Below are 15,422 nucleotides of genomic sequence, written 5' to 3' on the forward strand. Positions count from 1 at the left end.
GGGGGGGGTGGCTCAGCGGTCGAGCCACCTCACCTCGTAGGCCCGCATGTCGAACCGCTTCCCGTCGACCTCGGCGCTGATCGTCCGGTCGAGGGTGTTGACGACGAGGACGGTCGTGCCGCTCGCCAGCACCCGCACGTTGGGCACGTCGTCCCGGGCGACGGACACCGGCTCGTACCGGGTGCCCGGCGGGAACGCCTTGCCGAAGCGGGACACCAGGCCGTACATGGGCAGCGCCTTCCCGCCGTCGGCGCCGTCGGTCGGCGTCCACAGGCAGCCGGGACAGTCGGTCCCCGTCTTCTGCTCCGGGTTCCAGTAGAAGCCCGAGTCGGCGCCGCCCTTGACCATGGCGATCAGCCCGGTGGCGTGCACGGCCAGCCGGTGGGCCTCCGACCAGCCCTTGCGGGCGTCCTTTCCGTCGGCGGGCTCGACGTAGTACTCGGCCCACCACAGGGGAAGGTCATGGGTCTGCTGACGTACCCACTCGCCCACCGCGGTGAGCTTGTCGGTGGCGGCGAACTCGTCGGGCAGGAGGTCGTCGTCGTTGGTGTAGCTGGATCCGTCGACGACCACGAAGTCGGCGCCCGCCTTGTGGGCGTTCCAGTAGCCGAAGGCGTCGAGGACCCGCTGGTCCATGGCGCCCCAGGGGCCCCGGAGAGTGGTCGAGGCGTTCTCCTGCTGCCGCGGGTCGACACTGTCCATGGCGAGGTACGGGCCGCCGACCATGATGGTCCTGTCGACCTTCTTCAACGCCTTGTAGACGAGGTTGTACATCTCCGTGTAGCCCTCGTAGTCCCAGCGGCCCTTGGCGTCGTTCCAGAAGCCCTTGAACTCGTTCCAGACGATGAAGTGGCGTACGTCGGGATAGCGCCGGGCGACGGTCGCGGCCAGATCGGCGAAGTCCTGGTAGTGGCCCCGGGTGGGCGCGGTCTCCAGGGCGGGCCGGCTCCAGTCGGTGTTGTCGACACCGGCCCTGCCGCCCTTCATCCAGTCCGGCGAGCAGCACAGCGTGACGACGGGGGTGCCCCCGGACCTGCGGATGAAGTCGATGCGGCGGTCCATCGCGCCGAAGTCGTAATGCCCCTTCACCGGCTCGGGGTTGTCCGCCCCCCAGCCCATGATCGCCTGGTCCTGGGGCAGCCCTCCGTCCTTCGACAGCGTCGCCCCGACCCGCCCGGTGGCCGTGTCGCTGCCCTCGTCGGCGCTGTACTGGGTGTGCGTGAAGCCCCAGCCCACGGACGGCTCCGGCCGGGCCGGCGGGGTGGCGGGCGTGCCGTGCACCTTGTCGCCGTCGGGCGAGGTGCCGACGGTGCTTCCACCGCCCCCCGGCAGCGTGTTGAACAGGGTCACGACCAGGGCCAGAGCGGCCACTCCCACACCGAGCAGGGCGGTGAGCCGCCACCGCCCAGCCCCCGTATACCACCCATGACGTCCCATCAAGGACAACAGTATCGGCGGAACCTCCACCGGGAGCGGCTCTTGGCAAACACCCGGCACATGTACAGCGGACCGGTGGGCGACAGGACTTGCAACGCCGGGCACACCCAGCACCCGAAGGGGCACGGGGAATCCCGGGCACCGGCAGAGGCCCCCGACGGAGGGCAGGACTTCGCAACGCCCTGCACGCACCGCGCCCGAAGGGGCGCGGGGAACTGCGCGAGCGGCCACGGACGCACCCGCAGCCCGCGAACCGCTCTTCCGGCGGAGCGGACAACGCCGGAAATGCCGTGCGCACAACGCACAGGTGCCGGATCATGGCGGCATGTCTGCGAACCCACACGACGCACTGCCGATCCGGCTCCACGTCGACGACTCCGACTCGCCGTCCGACGTCGTCGACGCGCTGTTCCTCGGCCGCTTCGCGACGGGCGAGCAGCCGTACTCGCACGCGGCGAACATCGACCGGGTGCGTTCGGGCGCGACGCTGCTGCCGGACGGCGCCCGGGTGCTGCGGGTCGCCCGCGACGACGACCGCAGCGCGACCCTGGCGGAGGGCGACGGCTGGACCCTGCTGGTCTCGCGCTGGAACCGCGGCGCGGACGTCACCGTGACCGCGACCACCGCCGAGCTGGCCAAGGACGTCCTCCACCTGGCCACGGACGGCGCGGCGGACGAGCCGGAGCCACAGCCGGAGAACGTGACCATGGGCTTCTGGTACGTCTCCCCGAGGCGCGGCCCGCACCGCACCACCCGGCAGATCGCCGCGGGCACCTGGGACGAGGTACGGCCCAACTACACCGCGCCCGTGGCGGAGGCGATGGACCACCTGATGAAGACGACGCCGCAGGACATCGCGGGCCGCCTCCTGCTGCTGCACGGGCCGCCGGGCACCGGCAAGACCTCGGCCCTGCGCACGCTGGCCCGTTCCTGGCGGGACTGGTGCCAGGTGGACTGCGTACTCGACCCCGAACGGCTCTTCTCCGACGTCGGCTATCTGATGGACATCGCGATCGGCGAGGAGGACGGCGCGGGCAAGGGCCGCTGGCGCCTGCTGCTCCTGGAGGACTGCGACGAGCTGATCCGCGGCGAGGCCAAGCACACCGCGGGCCAGGCCCTGTCCCGGCTGCTCAACCTCACCGACGGCCTGCTCGGCCAGGGCCGCAACGTCCTGGTGGGCGTCACCACCAACGAGGACCTGGAGCGCCTGCACCCCGCGGTGGTCCGCCCCGGCCGCTGCCTGGCCCGCATCGAGGTGGGCCCGCTGACCCGCCGGGAGGCGATGAACTGGCTCGGCGAGGAGGCCGCCGGCCGGGAGGACGCCCTCGGCCGGGAGGGCGCGACACTGGCCGAGCTGTACGCACTGCGCCGGGGCACGGCGCCGACATCCGTGCCGGGAGCCCGGGACGGGGCGGACGCGGGCCTGTACCTGTAGAAGCGGACGCGGGCCCGTGCCGGCAGAAGCGGACGCGGGCCTGTCCCGGTAGAGGCGGCGGGGCCCGCGCTGCTGGAGGCGGACGCGGGCCCGTAGCACCCCTGCAGCACCGGACGCGGGCCCGTAGTAGCACCCCTGCAGCACCGGACGCGGGCCGGTAGAAGCACCCCTATAGCACCGGACGCGGGCCGGTAGAAGCCGCCTGCGGGTGCTTTGATGGACGTATGACCCTGTTCGTCGGCACGTCGGGGTGGCAGTACAAGGACTGGCGGGACGCCGTGTACCCGGCGGGGGTTCCGGTGCGGCTGTGGCTGGAGGAGTACACGCGGCTCTTCGCGACGGTGGAGATCAACAACGCGTTCTACCGTCTCCCCTCCCGGGACACCTTCGAGGCCTGGCGGGACCGGGTCCCCTCGGACTTCGTGGTCGCCGTCAAGGCCAGCCGCTACCTGACCCACATCAAGCGCCTGAAGGACCCCGGCGAACCGGTCGACCGCCTGATGAGCCACGCGGCGGGCCTGGGCGGCCGGCTGGGCCCGGTCCTCCTCCAGCTTCCGCCGACGCTGCACGCCGATCCGCCCCTGCTGGACGCCTGCCTGGCCTGCTTCCCGCCCCGTACGAGGGTCGCGGTCGAGCCGCGCCACGACTCCTGGTGGACGCCGGAGGTGCGCAGGGTGCTGGAGTCCCGGGGCGCGGCCCTGTGCTGGGCGGACGTCCGGGCCCACCCGGTGATCCCCCTGTGGCGCACCACCGACTGGGGCTACGTCCGCTTCCACGAGGGCCGGGCCCGGCCCTGGCCCCGCTACGGCCGCCGTTCCCTGGAGACCTGGGTGGACCGCATCGCGACGACCTGGCCGGACGCGCGTGACGTGTATGCGTACTTCAACAACGACCCCGGCGGGGCGGCTGTGGAGGACGCGGCGCTGTTCGCAAGGACGGCGACGGGAGCGGGCCTGACCACGACCCGCACACCGGACACCCTCCCGGTCCCGTCACACGGCTAGCCGACTTCCGCCGCAGCGGTGCGCGGCCACGACGCCGCATCCCGGCGCCACAGCGCCGTGTCCCGGCGCCACGGCGTCGCATCCCTGGGGTGCCGACGTCGCGTCAGCCCGTTCCGTAGGCCGCCCGCAGGGCGTCGCGCACGGCGGCCAACGCCTCCTGCTCCGCCAGCCCGAGCCTGCGTACCCGTTCCACGTACGCCTGTGCGGCCAGCGACGCCTCGCGCACCGCGGCCGAGCCGGCGGCAGCCACGAACGTTCCGTTGCGCCCCCGCGTCTCGATCACCCCGTCGCTCTCCAGTGCCCGGTACGCCTTGGCCACCGTGTTCACCGCGAGCCCCAGCGACTCGGCCAGCCCCCGCACGGTCGGCAGGCGGTACCCCACCGGCAGCACTCCGGAGAGCGCCTGCTCGGAAATCTGCGCCCGCACCTGCTCGTACGGCGCCGCGCTGTCATCGATATGGATCTTCAGGCTCACGATGCCGATTGTCCCGTACCCGGCGGAAAATGAGAGGCACCGCGGTAGCTCTCCCCGTACGGTGCCTGCTCATGACAGTGATCGTGCGCGACCTGCGCCCCGGCGTCCTCGCCGACACCGAGGGCTTTGCCCGGGTCCGCAAGCTCGCCCTTCCATACATCCTGTTCACCTCGGACTCGGTCCGTCACCTGCTCACGAACAGCCCTCCCGGCGCCCGCTTCCGCTCGCTCGTCGCGGTGGAGGACGACGAGGTGATCGGCACGGCCCAGGTCTGCCTGGCCCACGACAGCCCGGAGCCTGGCCAGGGGTACGTCAACGTCTATGTACGCCCGGACCGGACCGGGCGCGGGGCAGGCCGGCTTCTCGTCCGGGCCGCCGAGGAGCACCTCGCCGCGGTCGGCGCCAGGAAGCTGTACACGTGGGTCCTGGACGAGCCGGCCAACCGCGCCTTCGCCGAACGTCACGGCTATGCCAGGGGCCGCGCCGCCCACTTCCTCCGCCTCGATCTGGCGGACGGCACGCTCCCGCCGCTCCCGGAGGTCCCGCGGGGCGTCGAGCTGCGCACGGCGGCCGACTTCGCGGACGACCCGCGCCCGCTGTTCGAGCTGGACGCGGAGACGGTGCTGGACGAACCCGGTGACGTCGCCGTCGAGTTCACGGACTACGACGTCTGGCTGGAGCAGACCTGGAAGCATCCGCTGATGGACCGCGAGCTGACCGTGGCCGCGGTGGTGGAGGGCCGCCCGGTCGCGTTCAGCGTGGCCTGCACCGACGGCACCACCCGCTACACCACCGCGATGACCGGCACCGCCCGGGCCCACCGCGGCCGTGGCCTGGCCAAGCTCGCCAAGATCCACTCGCTGTACCGGGCCCGCGCCGCCGGTATCACCGAGGCCTTCACGGGCAACGACGCCGGCAACGAGCCGATGATCGCGATCAACAAATGGCTCGGGTACGAAATCTGCGCGACGGAGGTGCGCCATGTCCGCGAACTCGGCTGAATCCGCGGGACCGGTGGAGGTCGTCCTGGTCAAGGGCGGCCGTACGAAGATCCGTTACCCGGCGGAGCTGCTGTACGACGACGGCGTCCACGTCTGCGTCCGCGCTCCGTGGGCGGGCGAGGGCGTCCGGGACTTCGGCTTCGTGCGTTTCGAGGCGGGCGACGTGTTCACCGAGCACTACTGGCGGGACCGCTGGTACGCGGTGAAGGAGGTCCGGGCCGCGGACGGCACGGTCAAGGGCTGGTACTGCGACATCACCCGGCCGGCCGTGCGGTCCGGTCCGGAGCTGGTCGTCGAGGACCTCGACCTGGACCTGTGGCGCTCCGCCGACGGCGGCGACGTGCGGCGCCTGGACGAGGACGAGTTCGCCGAGAGCGGGCTGGCCCGGACGGACCCCGGGGCCGCCTCCGCCGCCGTGGCCGCCCTGGACGAACTGGAGGCGCTGGCCCGCCGGAGCGACTTCGAGGACCTGCTGTCCTGAGAACCCGCGGACGACGTCGTAGCGCTGCTCCCCCACCGGCGGGGCGCGGCGTCCCGTGCAGGATCACCGCGTCGCGTCCGGCGGGCTGCACCCGGGCCCGCTCGCCCCGGAGAGTGACACCCCGCCACCGACAGTCCCGACGTGACACCCGCCACTGACAGACCGCCGCCGATGAGGAACTCTCGCCGAAAGGGTCTACCTCCGTGACGAACGCGGAACCCGGTAGGCGCTGAAGGAGGCAGCCATGCGCCGCATGACCGTGCAGAAGCCCCTGAAGAGGACGGACAGCCGCCGGATCCGCGACGAGGCGGAGAAGCCCGCCTCCGGCCGTCCTGAGGTGCGCAAGGACATCGCACGCACCTGGTGGCCGGACGGCTGACGCCCGCAGCCCGTCAGTCCAGCCGCTTGCGGGAGTGGATCCGGTCGTAGGGGCCGTCGACACGGCGCTCCAGCACCTCGTATCCGTACTTCGGGTAGATCTTCCGGTTCTCCCACATCAGCGCGTTGGTGTAGAGCCTGACCTCGGGAAGTCCCAGCTCACGGGCGCGTGCGTCCACGAACCGCAGCAGCCGGCCCCCGATGCCCCGGCCGTGGGCATCGGGGTGGACGGCGATGCTGTCGAGGAAGAGGTGGTCCGGGTGCGCCTCGATCACGACCAGGCCGGTCACGGGCTCGCCGGTCACGAACACCCTGCCCCGGGCCACGTCCGCCGCGTGGTCCGCCTCCATGGGCTGCGGCACCACGCCGATGCGCTCGACGTAGGGGCGGTAGGCGGCGTCGGTGACGGCCCGCACGGCTGGAGCATCACCCGCGGTCGCCGCCCGGATCAGAATGTCGTTCACACACGAACGGTAACCGCCCGATACCGGCCCGAGCCCTCCCATGAGCCGGCCACAAGGACCCGAAGGACCCGTCCGCTCGGCCGACACCGCCCCGGCAGCCCCCGGTCCGGCCAGGCCAGGACGCTGGTCCAGGCGCTGTGAGACGCCGGAACGCCAGTACTGTACCGGCGTGAACCGTAACGACTCCGACAGCGGGAACGTCTGGGACGGCGCCCGGGTGCGTGCCCGTGTCGCCGCCATGGCCCAAGAGGATCCCGAGCGTCGGCGCTTCGGGTCCTCACACCATGGATATCGACTGCGGCCTCCCCTGGCAGAGGACACGATCCGGTCGTTCGAGCGGCGGCACGACGTCAGGCTCCCCGACTCCTATCGAAGCTTCCTCAAGGATGTCGCCGACGGAGGAGCAGGACCCGACCACGGGCTCGTGGGCCTCACGGAGGAACTGGACGATGAAGAGGCTCTGTACGACCTTCGGGAGGAGAGCCTCGGCGCGGACTTCCTGTCAACGCCGTTTCCGCACACCGGGGTGTGGCCCGGTCCCGGCAGGAAGGGCAACGCCGGCTACTCGGTGAAGGGGAGTCTGGTCATCGGGGAGTGCGGCTGCGGCACGTTCTCCCGTCTGGTCATCACGGGAAGGAACGCCGGCCAAGTGTGGCTCGACGACCGTGGTTGGGGCGGATTGACTCCAGGACCGGACTTCCGGGACTGGTACTCGGCGTGGCTGGCCGCTCAGGAGCAACTGGGGCCCGACCCCTCTTCCTGAGCCTCCGGTTAGCCCCGTCTTAAGCCGACCATAAGGATCTCCTCCGGGGGCTCTCAGCAGGGGATTTCGCGGTTTCTCGGGGCTAGCTTCTGATCGCCCCCCACGGGATTCAGCCCACCCCGAGGACCGTTCCGAGGAGTTCCCCCATGCCCGTACGCCGCACGGCCGCCGTCCTCGCCGCCCTCGGCACCACGTCGCTCGCCCTGACCGCGCTCGGCGCCGCGCCCGCCGCCGCGCACGGTTCGATGGGCGACCCGGTCAGCAGGGTGTCGCAGTGCTACGCGGAGGGCCCCGAGAGCCCCAGGTCGGCCGCGTGCAGGGCGGCGGTCGCGGCCGGCGGCACGCAGGCGCTCTACGACTGGAACGGCATCCGTATCGGCGACGCCGCCGGACAGCACCAGAAGCTGATCCCGGACGGCAAGCTGTGCAGCGCGAACAGCGAGGAGTTCAAGGGGCTCGACCTGGCCCGCGCGGACTGGCCGGCGACGGGCGTGCGGAGCGGCTCGTACACCTTCAAGTACCGCGTGACCGCGCCGCACAAGGGCACGTTCAAGGTCTACGTCACCAAGTCCGGCTACGACCCGGCGAAGCCGCTGGCCTGGGGGGACCTGGACCTGGAGCACCCGGTCGCGACGGCCGCCGACCCGGTCGCCGCGGGCGGCTTCTACACGTTCTCCGGCACACTGCCCGAGCGTTCCGGCAGGCAGGTGCTGTACGCGGTCTGGCAGCGCTCGGACAGCCCGGAGGCGTTCTACTCCTGCTCGGACGTCACGTTCGGCGGCGGCAGCGGCACGGGAGGCGGGGGCACCGGCGGCGGCACCGGCGGCGGCACGGGCGGCGGGAACAACGCAGGAGGCGGGGGCGGCACGGGCGGCGGGAACGGTGCGGGAGGCGGGGGCGGCGCCGCCCCGACGGCCTCCGCGCCCTCCGACGAGCAGATCGAGGCCGGTGCCGACAAGTCGACCATCGAGCACCACGGCCACGGCGACGACGACGCGAGCACGTCCGCCGAACCGACGGCGCCGGCCGCGGCCGGCGCCCCGGCGAACGGGCCGAAGGCCGCCGGTGCCTCCGGGAACCTCGCCGAGACCGGCGGTGACGGCAGCACCCCGTACCTCGCGGTCGGCGGGGCGGCGGCACTGGCACTCGGTTCGGCGGCGCTGTTCATGTCGGTGCGCCGGCATGCCGCGGGCGGCCGGCACGGGCGCTGAACCAGGACTACGGGGCCCGCCCAGGAACGAACCAGGGACTCCGGGCCTGCCCGGGAACCAGGGACTCCGGGACCTGCCCGGGAACCAGGACTCCGGGGCCTGTCCGGCGGCTCAGGTCGGACAGGCCCCGGCGGCGCGTCAGCTCAGGGCCGACGCGCAGGTGGTGGCGGTCGCGTGGGCCGGGTCGAGCGCGTTGGCCACCTCGTGGAAGGCGATGCGGTCGAACAGGCCGATCGCCACGTGCTCGGACAGGTCGAGCGGGCACAGGTCCTGGAGCAGGACGTTGTGGACGTCCGAGCCGCTCAGGTACTGGTTGCGCCAGGGCGTGGCCACCTCGTCGTACTTGGTGGCGATGACCGTGTAGTGCACTCCGGGGACGGTGTCGCCGCCCGCGTTGAGCTTGGTGAGGAAGGCGGATCCGGTGATCTGGTCGGCGAGGCCGGGGGTGGTGGCCTTGATCAGGTCCGCGGCGCCGGGGAAGTACGGCAGCAGGTTGGTGAGGCCGTCCAGGTCGGTGCCGTGGTTGTCGGGTGCGAGGCCGACGAGGGCGTTCACCTTGGCTGCTCCGCCGAGGAACTTGAGGTAGTAGCGGGGCATCATGCCGCCCTGGGAGTGGCCGACCAGGTCGGCCTTGGCGGTTCCCGTCGCGCTGAGTACTTTGTCGACGAAGGTGGACAGCTGCCCGGCCGACTTGTCGATGGGGCCGAGGCCGTAGAAGAGCGGGACGCCGGGCAGCTGGCCGTAGTCGAGGGAGTAGACGCAGTATCCGCGGTCCTTCAGATACGGGGCGAGGGAGAGCCAGTTGTCGACGGAGTTGCCCAGGGTGCCGTGGACCAGGACGACCGGGCGGGGATGGGCGGCGGAGGGCTTGCACGACCAGTCGTTCCAACCGCTGCTGGGGGCGGTGGCGGCATGGGCGGTGGCGGCGGGGACGGCGGCAACGGCGGCGGTCAGAAGCAGCGCTGCGAGGGGTCTGAACACTCGCTTCCAGGGCAGCATCGGGTGATCTCCTTGCGGCTCAAGGGAGGTGTGACGGCCTAACCCTGTGATCCGGATCACGAGGATGCTGTTCACTCGTCAAGTTACGGGCGAGTAGTGCAGATGTGAAGTTACGCGCCAGTAAAAACTTCCAGTGGTAACCGACGCCCCTGCGACAGCCGACGGACCGTCACCAGGCAGGCTTGATCGGACCGTACGGCACGATCCGCGCCAAACGCTCCCGCAACGCATACACTTCACCCTCGCCGAGCAGCTCGGTCCACGCCGCCACGACCTCGGCCGCCGCCTCCTCGGCGGCCCGGGTGCAGGCCCACCCCCGTTCGGTGAGCACGACCAGCCGGGCCCGGGCGTCCTCGGGATGCGGGCGCCGCTCGGCGTATCCCTTGCGGACGATCTCGTCGACCAGCTGACTCGCCGCCTGCTTGGTCACCCCGAGGTGCGCGGCGAGATCGGTGGCCGTGGCCCCGTCCGGGGCGAGCCGCGCGAAGGCGAAGCCATGGGCCGGCCTCATGTCCGTGAAACCGCGGGCCACGACGCCGGCATGGATGCGTTGCGTGAGGTCGCCCGCGACGGCGAGCAGGGCGGCGGACAGGGCCATGGCTTCGGAGTTCTGCACGGAGGCATTGAAACACCCTTGACGCACTGGTCAAGTAGCTTGACCATATAGTCAAGCAGCTTGACCACACGAACGGAGATCACCGCCATGCCCGTCGTCCGCTCGTCCGAAGCCGTGACCCACGAGATCCACGGCGCCCGCTTCGTCGCGTACGCCAATCCCGGCACCGGCAGCAAGGAGTTGTGCGCCTGGCGTGGAGAGATCCCCGCGGGCACCAGGGCCCCCGCTCACACCGTCGGCCGGGAGGAGATATTCCACCTGCTCGTCGGCGATCTGCTGATCACGCTCGACGGCCGGACCGAGCGGATCTCCGCCGGCGACACGGTGATCGTCAACCCCGGCGCGACCCTGACCGTCGAGAACCCCACCGGCCACACCGCGATCTCCTGGGTCACCACCTCCGTCGGCCTCACGGCGGAGCTGGCCGACGGCACGCGCATCACCCCGCCGTGGGCCAACTGACCCCGGCCCGCACCCCGGAGCGGACGGCTTCGCCCGCCCTCACGCGGCCGGCCTCTCCGGCATCACACGACCGGGCCTCCCCACTCTCACACGACCGGCCTCCCCACCCTCACGCGGCCAGCCTCCCCGGCATCACCGCGCGCGGCCCGAACTTGGCCCGCGCGCGGTCCGCGACCTCCTCGATCCGGCGGACCTTCTCGTCCACGGGATCGAAGGTGAGCTGGTGGGAGGCCCGGTCGGCGGGGGCCAGACCCTCGGCGCGCAGCACGAGCGCACGGACCCGGGCGCGCTGGAGGCCGAGCGCCTCGTACATGCCGTAGGCCTCCTTGGTGAGGGCCGCCGAGTGCGCGGTCGGCTCCTTGAGGGTGCGGCTGCGGGTGGTCGAGGAGCGGTCGGCGTAGCGCACGGTCAGGGTCAGGGTGCGGCAGACCTTCTGCACCGCGCGCAGCCGGGCGCCGATCTCCTCGGCGGCCGACAGCAGGGCACGGCGGTGCCGGTCCGGGTCCACCTCGTCCAGTCCGAAGGGGCGTTCGGCGGCGAGGGAGCGGGAGACGGCGTTCGGGACGACCCGGGCGCGGTCGATGCCGTTCGCCTTCTCGCGCAGTTCGCGGCCCGCCTTCGCGCCGATCAGCCGCTGGAGCGTGGACAGCGGTGCGGCGGCGACCAGACCCAGGGTGTCCAGGCCGTACTCGCACAGGGTGCGGGCGGTCGCCGTGCCGACGCCGGGCAGTGCGGACACGGGCCGGCCGGCGAGGAACCCCGCGACGGCACCGGGCTCCCCGGGTACGGCGCAGGTCACCCCGGGACGGGCGTCGCGCAGCGCCACGCGGGCCAGCATCGGTCCCGGCCCGGCACCGATCACGCAGTCGACGCCGTACAGCGCGAGGGCGCGGACCCGGATCACCGAGGCCAGCTCCACGGCGCTGCGCCCGAAGTAGCGCTCGGCGCCCCGGAGATCGGCCAGCGCCCCGTCCGGGGGCAGCGCCTCCACGACCGGGGTGAACTCCTCCAGCAGCCCGAGCAGCCCGGGCAGGGCCGCCTCGTACATCGGCGGCAGCTGGAAACGTACGCAGAGGATGGTCATCCCGCACTCCCCGGACTCTGGTGCCACAACTTCCTTACCGTCGAAGGCCCTTGTGAGGCCTCCTGGCCCGCGGGCCGCAGGTCGGCCCACGGGTGCATCTCGTATCCGGTCGGCAGACGGATCCGGCGGCCGCCCGTAGGGTCCTCCCCGTCCGGCCGCCCCGGGACGGGCTCGGCCAGCCGGGCGGCCACCTCGTCCAGGCCGCCCCCGGCGCGCAGTTCGACCAGTTCGGCCAGGTTCCAGGCGGCGGAGCCCACCACGCTCAGGCTGCGCGGACCGCGCCGCTGCACCACTCCGCGCACCAGCAGCAGCCAGGAGTGGAAGACGGTGTGCGCGCAGGCGTCGTGGGAGTCGTCGAAGAAGGCGAGATCGACCAGGCCCGTACCGTCGTCCAGCGTGCTGAAGATGACCCGCTTGCCGGAGCGGACCGGCGGGGTCTGGGTGGCCGCCTTGGCGCCCGCGACCAGCACGGTCTCCCCGTGCCGGGCCTCGCGCAGCCGGCGTGCCGGGACCACGCCCAGCTCCGTCAGGAACTCCCGGTGGTCGTCCATCAGATTGCGCGAGGCGTCCATGGACAGCACCCCCAGCTCGGCGCTGAGCCGCTCCGCCGGGGTGAGGTCGGGCAGCCCGGCGGACGCCGTCTTCCGTCCGCCCGCCAGGGGGAGCTGGCCGCCACCGGCGCCCCGGGCGCCCCGCTGCAGCTCGGCCAGGTGCAGTTGCAGATCACGGCGGTTGTCCCCGAAGGCGTCCAACGCGCCCACCTGAGCGAGCCTCTGGGCCAGCGGACGGCTCGGCCGGGCCCGCTCCCAGAAGTCGAGCAGCGAGGCATACGGCTGTCCGTGAGCGATCCGCGCCGCCTCGGCCTCGCTGATGCCGTGCACGTCGGACAGGGCCAGCCGAAGCCCTCGGACCTCAGGAGATTCAGACACCAGTTCGATCCGATGGGCGACCCCGGACACGTTCACGTCCAGCGGCAGGATCGGCACCCCGCGCCGGCGCGCGTCCGCCAGCAGCAGCCGCTTCGGGTACATCCCGGGGTCGTGCGTGAGCAGCCCGGCGTAGAAGGCGGCCGGGTGATGGACCTTCAGCCAGGCCGACTGGTAGGTCGGCACGGCGAAGGCGACCGCATGCGCCTTGCAGAAGCCGTACGACCCGAAGGCCTCGACGATCTCCCAGGTCCGCTGAATCGTTTCCGCGCCATATCCGTTCGCCGCCGCGTGCTGCGCGAACCACACCCTGATCCGCCCCTGTGACTCCGGATCGGACAGCCCGCGCCGCACGCGGTCCGCCTCACCGCGCCCGCAACCGGTCATGATGGCGACGATGTCGATGACCTGCTCGTGGAAGACGACGACCCCGTACGTCTCCTTCAGCGGCCGCTCCAGGTCCGGATGCGGAAAGCGCACCGGCGCCCGCCCGTGCCGCGCCTCGATGAAGGGCCGCACCATGTCGGCGGCGACCGGCCCCGGCCGGAAGAGGGAGATGTCGACGACCAGGTCATGGAAGGTGGCCGGCTGGAGCCGCCCCACCAGATCCCGCTGGCCCGGCGACTCGATCTGGAAACAGCCGAGCGTCTCGGCGGACCGGATGAGCCGGTAGGTCGCCGGATCGCCCGGCGGCAGGGCATCCAGGTCGATCCGCTCCCCCGTCACCCGCTCCACCTCCCCGACCGCGTGCGCCATCGCCGACTGCATCCGCACCCCCAGCACGTCCAGCTTGAGCAGCCCGAGGTCCTCCACGTCCTCCTTGTCGAACTGCGACATCGGCAGCCCCTCGCCGCTGGTCGGCACCACCGGCGTACGGGCGAGCAGGGAGGCGTCGGAGAGCAGCACCCCGCACGGGTGCATGGCGACTCCGCGCGGCAGGGCGTCGAGGGCCTCGACCAGCTCCCACAGCTTGCCGTAGCGCTCCTTCTCCCCCGCGAGCCGGCGCAGCTCGGGCAGCTCCTCCAGGGCCGCGCGGGCGTCCCGTGCCCGGATGTGCGGGAAGGACTTGGCGATGCGGTCGATGTCGGCCGGATCCATGGACAGGGCGGCCCCGACGTCACGGACGGCATGCCGGACCCGGTAGGTCTCCGGCATGGAGACGGTCGCGACCCGCTCGGTGCCGAACCGGCCGATGATCGCCCGGTAGACCTCGAGGCGGCGCGCGGACTCCACGTCGATGTCGATGTCGGGCAGCACGACCCGCTCCTTCGACAGGAAGCGCTCCATCAGCAGCCCGTGCTCGACCGGATCGGCGTGCGCGATGCCGAGGAGGTGGTTGACGAGACAGCCCGCGCCGGAACCGCGCGCGGCCACCCGGATGCCCATCTCCCGCACGTCGTCCACGACTTGAGCGACCGTCAGGAAGTAGGAGGCGAAACCGTGATGGGCGATGATGTCCAGCTCACGGTGCATCCGCTCCCAGTAGACACGCCGGCCGGCGTAGCCGTACAGCACCATGCCGGCGGCCGCCCGCGAGGCGAGCGCCCGCTGGGCGGTACGGCGGCCGGCGCCGACGAGGTGCGGCTCGGGAAAGTGGACGGTGCCGATACCGAGGTCGTCCTCGGGGTCGACGAGGCACTCGGCGGCCGTGGCCCGGGTCTGCTCCAGCAGCCGATGGGCGGTGTCCCGCCGGTAGCCGGCCGCCTCCACCACCCGCTCGGCGACCCGCAGCATGGCCTGCGCGTCCTTCAGCCAGGCCGCGCCGGAGTCCAGTTCCTTGCGGGGGTCGATCGGAACCAGCCGGCGGGCGGCGTCCAGCACATCGGCGACCTCCCCCTGGCCGGGGTCGGCATAGCGGACGGCATTGCTGAGCACCGGCCGGATCCGCTGCTCGGCGGCGAAGCCGACGGTGCGGGCGGCCAGCCGCAGGGAGCCGGACCCCGTACCGTTCCGGCCGTGCCAGACGACCTCCAGGCGCAGCGCGTCGCCGTAGACCTCGCGCCAGGGCACGAGCAGCCGGGCGGCCCGGTCGGGGCGTCCCGCGGCCAGGGCGCGCCCCACGTCGGAACCGGGTCCGAGCAGCACGGTCAGGCCGTCACCGCGGCTGTCGGCCCAGGGCAGCAAAGGCGCACCCGTACCGCCGTGTGCCGCCGTGACGAGCCGGCACAGGTCGGCCCAGCCGCGGGCGCCGTCCCGGGCGAGAAAGGTCACCCGGGGTGTCGACTCATCGATGAAGGCACCACCGCGCACCGGGGCACGCCGTCGCTCACGCCGTACCGTCTCCGGCCCGGTCACCGCCAGATCGGCACCGAACAGCGGACGGACGCCCGCCGCGGCGCACGCCTTGGCGAAGCGGACCGTGCCGGCGAGGGTGTCGCGGTCGGTGAGGGCGAGGGCGTCCATGCCCCGCTCCGAGGCGCGCTCGGCAAGCCGCTCCGGGTGCGAGGCGCCGTAGCGCAGGGAGAACCCGGAGACGGTGTGCAGATGCGCGAAGCCCGGCACACGCACCTCCCGTACTCGTGAGCCCCGAACGACTCTCGAACATCTGTTCCCACCCCCACCATACCCTCATTCCCGAACAAGTGTGCGACATCCATTCGAGCGCCTCCCACCTGCACAAACACCCTCCCGCCCGGCCCCCGGGGGAGGGGCGGGCCCGCGCACGGAACCGTGAAGTCCCGCCCCC

Annotated in this window: 15 protein-coding genes; 8 read left to right on the plus strand and 7 right to left on the minus strand. The window is 72.3% G+C overall.

Features of this window, described 5'->3' with window-relative positions; translation table 11 throughout:
• Positions 1 to 12 precede the first annotated feature (12 nt).
• On the minus strand, positions 13 to 1,437 hold the full coding sequence (locus ACZ7P3_RS31325) for a GH39 family glycosyl hydrolase (protein ID WP_472086764.1): 1,425 nt from the start codon (positions 1,435 to 1,437) through the stop codon (positions 13 to 15).
• A gap of 325 nt (positions 1,438 to 1,762) precedes the next feature.
• Here ACZ7P3_RS31325 and ACZ7P3_RS31330 point away from each other — a divergent pair, with 325 nt between their 5' ends.
• Both ACZ7P3_RS31330 and ACZ7P3_RS31335 read left to right on the plus strand, forming a co-directional pair.
• A complete protein-coding gene (locus ACZ7P3_RS31330) occupies positions 1,763 to 2,872 on the plus strand; it encodes a DUF5925 domain-containing protein (RefSeq protein WP_472086766.1) in 1,110 nt (369 codons plus the stop codon).
• Positions 2,873 to 3,096: 224 nt separating this feature from the next.
• Positions 3,097 to 3,876: a DUF72 domain-containing protein gene (locus ACZ7P3_RS31335; protein WP_472086768.1), complete on the plus strand. Its 780-nt coding sequence runs from the start codon at positions 3,097 to 3,099 to the stop codon at positions 3,874 to 3,876.
• A gap of 103 nt (positions 3,877 to 3,979) precedes the next feature.
• Here the strand turns inward: ACZ7P3_RS31335 and ACZ7P3_RS31340 are convergent, their stop codons facing one another.
• The gene (locus ACZ7P3_RS31340; RefSeq protein WP_472086770.1) at positions 3,980 to 4,351 is read right to left on the minus strand and encodes a GntR family transcriptional regulator; all 372 of its coding nucleotides are present in this window, start codon (positions 4,349 to 4,351) and stop codon (positions 3,980 to 3,982) included.
• A gap of 71 nt (positions 4,352 to 4,422) precedes the next feature.
• Between ACZ7P3_RS31340 and ACZ7P3_RS31345 the strand changes: the two genes are divergently transcribed.
• The 3 genes from ACZ7P3_RS31345 to ACZ7P3_RS31355 all read left to right on the plus strand — a co-directional run bounded on the left by ACZ7P3_RS31345 (position 4,423) and on the right by ACZ7P3_RS31355 (position 6,212).
• Entirely contained in the window at positions 4,423 to 5,352 is a 930-nt protein-coding gene (locus tag ACZ7P3_RS31345; protein WP_472086771.1) for a GNAT family N-acetyltransferase, read from the plus strand.
• Entirely contained in the window at positions 5,333 to 5,833 is a 501-nt protein-coding gene (locus ACZ7P3_RS31350; RefSeq protein WP_472086773.1) for a ribonuclease FAU-1 family protein, read from the plus strand. The genes ACZ7P3_RS31345 and ACZ7P3_RS31350 overlap by 20 nt, the downstream gene beginning before the upstream one ends.
• Positions 5,834 to 6,077: 244 nt before the next feature.
• Positions 6,078 to 6,212, plus strand: a complete 135-nt coding sequence (locus tag ACZ7P3_RS31355; protein WP_472086774.1) for a hypothetical protein — start codon at positions 6,078 to 6,080, stop codon at positions 6,210 to 6,212.
• Positions 6,213 to 6,225: 13 nt separating this feature from the next.
• On the opposite strand, the gene ACZ7P3_RS31360 is transcribed toward ACZ7P3_RS31355, so the two are convergent.
• Positions 6,226 to 6,675: a GNAT family N-acetyltransferase gene (locus ACZ7P3_RS31360; protein WP_472086776.1), complete on the minus strand. Its 450-nt coding sequence runs from the start codon at positions 6,673 to 6,675 to the stop codon at positions 6,226 to 6,228.
• A 169-nt stretch (positions 6,676 to 6,844) separates the two neighbouring features.
• On the opposite strand from ACZ7P3_RS31360, the gene ACZ7P3_RS31365 reads away from it, so the two are divergent.
• Positions 6,845 to 7,438 carry an SMI1/KNR4 family protein gene (locus tag ACZ7P3_RS31365; RefSeq protein ID WP_472086777.1) on the plus strand — a complete coding sequence of 198 codons (594 nt, stop codon included), beginning with the start codon at positions 6,845 to 6,847 and terminating at the stop codon, positions 7,436 to 7,438.
• A gap of 146 nt (positions 7,439 to 7,584) precedes the next feature.
• Positions 7,585 to 8,649, plus strand: a complete 1,065-nt coding sequence (locus ACZ7P3_RS31370; RefSeq protein ID WP_472086779.1) for a lytic polysaccharide monooxygenase auxiliary activity family 9 protein — start codon at positions 7,585 to 7,587, stop codon at positions 8,647 to 8,649.
• A 138-nt stretch (positions 8,650 to 8,787) separates the two neighbouring features.
• Here ACZ7P3_RS31370 and ACZ7P3_RS31375 read toward each other — a convergent pair whose 3' ends face one another.
• Together ACZ7P3_RS31375 and ACZ7P3_RS31380 are read right to left on the minus strand one after the other, a co-directional pair.
• On the minus strand, positions 8,788 to 9,648 hold the full coding sequence (locus tag ACZ7P3_RS31375; protein ID WP_472086781.1) for an esterase/lipase family protein: 861 nt from the start codon (positions 9,646 to 9,648) through the stop codon (positions 8,788 to 8,790).
• A gap of 169 nt (positions 9,649 to 9,817) precedes the next feature.
• Positions 9,818 to 10,264: a MarR family winged helix-turn-helix transcriptional regulator gene (locus ACZ7P3_RS31380; RefSeq protein WP_472086782.1), complete on the minus strand. Its 447-nt coding sequence runs from the start codon at positions 10,262 to 10,264 to the stop codon at positions 9,818 to 9,820.
• A gap of 87 nt (positions 10,265 to 10,351) precedes the next feature.
• Between ACZ7P3_RS31380 and ACZ7P3_RS31385 the strand changes: the two genes are divergently transcribed.
• Positions 10,352 to 10,726: a cupin domain-containing protein gene (locus tag ACZ7P3_RS31385; protein WP_472086871.1), complete on the plus strand. Its 375-nt coding sequence runs from the start codon at positions 10,352 to 10,354 to the stop codon at positions 10,724 to 10,726.
• Between the two features lie 109 nt (positions 10,727 to 10,835).
• Here the strand turns inward: ACZ7P3_RS31385 and ACZ7P3_RS31390 are convergent, their stop codons facing one another.
• A complete protein-coding gene (locus ACZ7P3_RS31390) occupies positions 10,836 to 11,810 on the minus strand; it encodes a DNA polymerase Y family protein (protein WP_472086783.1) in 975 nt (324 codons plus the stop codon).
• The gene (locus tag ACZ7P3_RS31395) at positions 11,807 to 15,238 is read right to left on the minus strand and encodes a DNA polymerase III subunit alpha (protein WP_472086784.1); all 3,432 of its coding nucleotides are present in this window, start codon (positions 15,236 to 15,238) and stop codon (positions 11,807 to 11,809) included. Before ACZ7P3_RS31395 ends, ACZ7P3_RS31390 begins: the two co-directional genes overlap by 4 nt.
• Positions 15,239 to 15,422: the final 184 nt, after the last annotated feature.

The organism is Streptomyces sp. NPDC107581 (assembly GCF_055657175.1).

Coding starts and splice junctions, on each gene's coding strand:
- ACZ7P3_RS31325 (WP_472086764.1), bottom strand. CDS start 1,437: ATGGGACGTCATGGGTGGTATACGGGGGCTGGGCGGTGGCGGCTCACC.
- ACZ7P3_RS31330 (WP_472086766.1), top strand. CDS start 1,763: ATGTCTGCGAACCCACACGACGCACTGCCGATCCGGCTCCACGTCGAC.
- ACZ7P3_RS31335 (WP_472086768.1), top strand. CDS start 3,097: ATGACCCTGTTCGTCGGCACGTCGGGGTGGCAGTACAAGGACTGGCGG.
- ACZ7P3_RS31345 (WP_472086771.1), top strand. CDS start 4,423: ATGACAGTGATCGTGCGCGACCTGCGCCCCGGCGTCCTCGCCGACACC.
- ACZ7P3_RS31350 (WP_472086773.1), top strand. CDS start 5,333: ATGTCCGCGAACTCGGCTGAATCCGCGGGACCGGTGGAGGTCGTCCTG.
- ACZ7P3_RS31355 (WP_472086774.1), top strand. CDS start 6,078: ATGCGCCGCATGACCGTGCAGAAGCCCCTGAAGAGGACGGACAGCCGC.
- ACZ7P3_RS31370 (WP_472086779.1), top strand. CDS start 7,585: ATGCCCGTACGCCGCACGGCCGCCGTCCTCGCCGCCCTCGGCACCACG.
- ACZ7P3_RS31375 (WP_472086781.1), bottom strand. CDS start 9,648: ATGCTGCCCTGGAAGCGAGTGTTCAGACCCCTCGCAGCGCTGCTTCTG.
- ACZ7P3_RS31385 (WP_472086871.1), top strand. CDS start 10,352: ATGCCCGTCGTCCGCTCGTCCGAAGCCGTGACCCACGAGATCCACGGC.
- ACZ7P3_RS31390 (WP_472086783.1), bottom strand. CDS start 11,810: ATGACCATCCTCTGCGTACGTTTCCAGCTGCCGCCGATGTACGAGGCG.